4 protein-coding genes are annotated in these 4,288 nt (G+C 42.6%); all 4 read right to left on the bottom strand.

All coding sequences use genetic code 11. The features are described 5' to 3' along the window. Positions 1 to 186: 186 nt before the first annotated feature. The 4 genes from rpoS to surE all read right to left on the bottom strand — a co-directional run bounded on the left by rpoS (position 187) and on the right by surE (position 3,848). Complete coding sequence (gene rpoS, locus AAC854_RS21420) at positions 187 to 1,182, bottom strand: RNA polymerase sigma factor RpoS (protein WP_340618861.1); 996 nt, start codon at positions 1,180 to 1,182, stop codon at positions 187 to 189. Between the two features lie 53 nt (positions 1,183 to 1,235). Continuing rightward, on the bottom strand, positions 1,236 to 2,312 hold the full coding sequence (gene nlpD, locus AAC854_RS21415) for a murein hydrolase activator NlpD (RefSeq protein ID WP_340618860.1): 1,077 nt from the start codon (positions 2,310 to 2,312) through the stop codon (positions 1,236 to 1,238). Between the two features lie 151 nt (positions 2,313 to 2,463). Continuing rightward, positions 2,464 to 3,090 (bottom strand): protein-L-isoaspartate(D-aspartate) O-methyltransferase, encoded by a 627-nt coding sequence (locus tag AAC854_RS21410; protein WP_340618859.1) that lies wholly within the window; start codon positions 3,088 to 3,090, stop codon positions 2,464 to 2,466. After that, on the bottom strand, positions 3,084 to 3,848 hold the full coding sequence (gene surE / locus AAC854_RS21405; RefSeq protein WP_099113364.1) for a 5'/3'-nucleotidase SurE: 765 nt from the start codon (positions 3,846 to 3,848) through the stop codon (positions 3,084 to 3,086). The genes AAC854_RS21410 and surE overlap by 7 nt, the downstream gene beginning before the upstream one ends. Positions 3,849 to 4,288 lie beyond the last annotated feature (440 nt).

Below are 4,288 nucleotides of genomic sequence, written 5' to 3'. Positions count from 1 at the left end.
CGTTCAGGCTCAGAAAGGGTTATCTTCGATTTCATTAGAACAGGCGGAAAGTCAGATTATCGTGTTATCTATTATAACAGTCGTGCAAATAATTTATCTGACTAACTTATACAGTCACCTCTGACTCTGGAAATTTGTTTACTTTTCACCTCGCAGTAAATTGAAATCAAACGGATATAAATATAATTAAGTACGGAATAATGACTCTATATTCAAGCCTTGGGTATGCAGTATATCTCTAAGACGACGCAATCCCTCAACCTGAATTTGACGAACTCTCTCTCTTGTTAAACCTATTTCTCGCCCAACATCCTCTAATGTTTCCGCTTCATACCCAAGCAAACCGAATCGTCTGGCCAGAACTTCACGCTGTTTTGCATTCAGTTCAAACAACCACTTGACGATACTCTGTTTCATATCATCATCTTGGATTGTTGTTTCCGGCCCTGAGTCGTTTTCATCAGATAAAATATCCAATAATGCTTTATCTGAATCGCCACTAATTGGCGTATCGACAGAAGTAATGCGCTCGTTAAGCCGCATCATACGGCTCACGTCTTCAACGGGTTTATCCAGTTTCTCCGCAATTTCTTCGACACTAGGTTCGTGATCCAATTTGTGTGCCAGTTCTCTTGCAGTACGTAAATAGACATTTAACTCTTTGACTATGTGAATAGGCAGACGAATTGTGCGAGTTTGGTTCATGATGGCACGTTCGATTGTTTGACGTATCCACCATGTTGCATAAGTAGAAAAACGGAATCCCCTTTCAGGATCAAATTTTTCTACCGCACGAATAAGCCCAAGATTGCCTTCTTCAATCAGATCCAGCAAAGCTAATCCCCGATTGCTATATCGGCGAGATATTTTAACAACCAACCGCAGGTTACTTTCAATCATGCGTTTGCGTGCAGCCATATCTCCTCGAAGTGCCCGTCTCGCGAAAAGAACCTCTTCCTCTGCGGTCAGCAGAGGAGAAAAACCAATCTCTCCAAGATATATTTGTGTTGCATCAAGAACACGTTGGTTTACCCCTTGCAACAAATCCAAATCTTCATCAAGACTGGCTACATCATCCTCGTCTTTCAGCAACGCTTCATCAAAGTCATCAGCTTCCATGCTATTTTCGTCTACATCCGCATCATCATACAACTTATTAACTTTAAGCGTACTTTGGCTCATCAGCTGCTCCTACCCATGATAATGCGGGCAGGAATTTCAGATCCTGCCCCGGTTTATCGCTGCGGAAGATAACGCAGCGGGTTTACGGATTTTCCCTTATAGCGAATTTCAAAATGCAATCTTACGGAACTTGTTCCGGTACTACCCATGGTGGCAATTTTTTGCCCCACTTGAACATCCTGCTGCTCACGAACTAATACAGTGTCGTTATGAGCATAGGCGCTCAGGTAGTCATCGTTATGTTTTATAATTATTAAATTTCCATATCCACGTAATGCATTACCGGCATAAACGACTTTCCCACTGGCTGTTGAGAATACGGGTTGGCCACGACTGCCCGCAATATCAATGCCTTTATTTCCTCCCTGAGAATCAGAAAAGCCTTCAAGAATTTTGCCTTCTGCCGGCCATCTCCAACTATTAATAGTGCCGATGCCAGCACTGCTAATAGTGTTATTTACTTCTGTATCCGTTGCTGTAGATACTTTTTGATCGGTACTTTCCCTATCAGAAATAGTCACCTTTGGCAACATCTTTTCTGAGCTTGGTCTATCAATATTTGCAGGATACGCATTAATTTTTTGAAAATCAACCTGCTTAATTTTAGATTGAGTACTATTTGATGCTATTAATACACCATTCTTGGAGGTTGGATTATCTATTTTCAGGACTTGCCCAACATTTAAGCCATAAGGTTCTGAAATACCATTTCTTTGAGATAGATCACGAAAATCATTACCTGTAATCCAGGCTATATAAAACAAAGTATCGCCATGTTTGACTGTGTAGGTGCTTCCGCTGTAGCTTCCCTTGCGAATGTTTTCGTAGTTACGGTCATAGACAATCCTTCCCGGATATGAACCATTATTGGTAGCATGATTCACTAACTGACGGTTTTTGGCAGCATGATTGTCTGATACGCGATGAGTTGAAATCACAGGAGGAGAAGATGGCAATGGAGCCGACATTGATGACGGTTTAGAGAATATTCCTCCATTTTTCTCCTTATTATCAATATTCACTATTGGTGCCGGGCGATCTGGTGTATTGCTACAACCTGCCAGCACGATTCCCATAACAGTACTGGTAATTATCCACTTTATTTTTTTCACTGGGTTTCCTGAATTCATACCTTATCCCCCCATAAAGGCAATATAAGAGCAAAGAATGATGATTTATAAAGAAATTTAGAATTACAAAAGATTTAAAGCGAAATATTTTGCTTAATTTCAGAAAAAATGACAGCTAATTTAAAAGTTATAGCCACAAAAAATTAGCTGATTATGCTAGCTCGCCTTGAATTAGGGGTACAAAACGGACTGATTCGATAACTTCGCTATGAAAATCATTCCCATAACGATGTACCACTTTCAACGACTGAGAACGCTCACCGACAGGCAAAACCATCACACCACCATCGGCAAGCTGATGGAGCAAAGCCTGTGGAACTTCTGGTGGTGCAGCGGTAACAATGATGGCATCAAACGGCCCTTTTGACGGCCATCCATACCAACCATCACCGTGACGAGTTGAGATATTATGTAAGTCCAGTTGTTTCAATCTACGTTTGGCTTGCCACTGTAATCCCTTTATACGTTCCACAGAGAAAACATGTTTGGCTAAATGGGCAAGTATAGCAGTCTGATAACCGGAGCCGGTGCCTATTTCCAAGACATTGGATTCTGGCGTTACATTCAGCAACTCTGTCATGCGGGCAACAATATAAGGCTGGGATATGGTTTGCCCATGCCCAATGGGTAGGGCTGTATTCTCATAAGCCTTGTGCGCCAGAGCTTCGTCAACGAAATATTCTCTGGGTACTTTGGCTATAATTTCCAACAGATGCTCATTGTGTATTCCTTGCTGGCGTAACTGCGCCAGCAAATTTTTCATTGATCGGATTAACATTCGTCAATATCCCCGACTTTTGCCAACCAATCGCTTATCAGTTCCTGAGCTTTATAAGCCGTCAAGTCAACCTGTAAAGGAGTAATGGAGACAAACCCTTCCTCCACTGCTGCAAAATCCGTTTCAGGGCCAAAGTCATTTTTTTCTCCCGGAGGGCCTATCCAATAGAGCATATTGCCTTTGGGGTCTTCCAAAGCATAAACTTCTTCAGCAGCGCAGCGGCTGCCACATCGGGTTACCCGGAACCCTTTGATTTGCTCAATAGGGATATCAGGCACATTGATATTCAGAATATTGCCCGCTCTCAATGGAAACTTTTGCAGCAACGTTAATAAGCGTACTGTTACTTCTGCCGCTGTTTCATAATGTTTATCGCCATTGAGTGATACCGCCAGTGCAGGCAACCCCAGATGGCGACCTTCCATCGCAGCCGCAACCGTGCCGGAATAAATAACATCATCCCCGAGATTGGGGCCACAGTTGATTCCTGAAACAACAATGTCAGGACGAGGGCGAACCAGTTTATTCACGCCTAAATAGACACAATCCGTCGGTGTCCCCTCCTGAACGGCAATATCACCATTGTTCAGTGTATGAATGCGCAAGGGGCGATCTAGTGTTAAGGCGTTCGACGCACCGCTACGGTTACGATCAGGTGCAACCACCTGAACATGATAGTGTTCCCGCAATGTAGCCGCTAAGGTTTGAATACCCGGTGCGGTAACACCATCATCGTTACTCAGCAATATCCGCAGCATGTAAGTATCTCATTGATTTTATTAAGTGAAACATAGCTTAATACTGTAACTTATCCTGCCTGTAATCCTATTTGTCTGGCGTGACCTACGATTGAACAATATTAAAGCTGTCAGAAAATCGTTTGATCTTAGCATGACGTTACCGGTTTTGTAGAGTGCTTTACGTTCAAGCTGAGTAAATGAAAACAGCAACCGTAAGAAACATCGCCCTGTGTTTCTGGCTCCAGTCATTGGCACTGTCACATGCTTCCATCACTATTCTTAACGGCGGCTGTTAAGCAGTGAAAATGGTGAGTTTGTTCTGAAGCAGTTTCCCAGATGGAGACGCGATATACCAATCTAACTTGAAGATGCAGGTTTTAAAATCTGAAAATTGTCAGTCAGTCGAGTCGTCAATTCTTTCGCTTTTTCTGGCAACGTGACATGAAAAAAGTGACAAA

Origin of the sequence: Xenorhabdus entomophaga (genome assembly GCF_037996725.1) — a bacterium.
Lineage (GTDB): Bacteria > Pseudomonadota > Gammaproteobacteria > Enterobacterales > Enterobacteriaceae > Xenorhabdus > Xenorhabdus khoisanae.
The sequence above is the reverse complement of the archived record's forward strand: the minus strand, read 5'-3'. Positions and strand labels throughout refer to the sequence as shown.

Excerpts from the sequence above, each read along its gene's own strand:
- rpoS (WP_340618861.1), bottom strand. The coding sequence starts at position 1,182 with ATGAGCCAAAGTACGCTTAAAGTTAATAAGTTGTATGATGATGCGGAT.
- nlpD (WP_340618860.1), bottom strand. The coding sequence starts at position 2,312 with ATGAATTCAGGAAACCCAGTGAAAAAAATAAAGTGGATAATTACCAGT.
- AAC854_RS21410 (WP_340618859.1), bottom strand. The coding sequence starts at position 3,090 with ATGTTAATCCGATCAATGAAAAATTTGCTGGCGCAGTTACGCCAGCAA.
- surE (WP_099113364.1), bottom strand. The coding sequence starts at position 3,848 with ATGCTGCGGATATTGCTGAGTAACGATGATGGTGTTACCGCACCGGGT.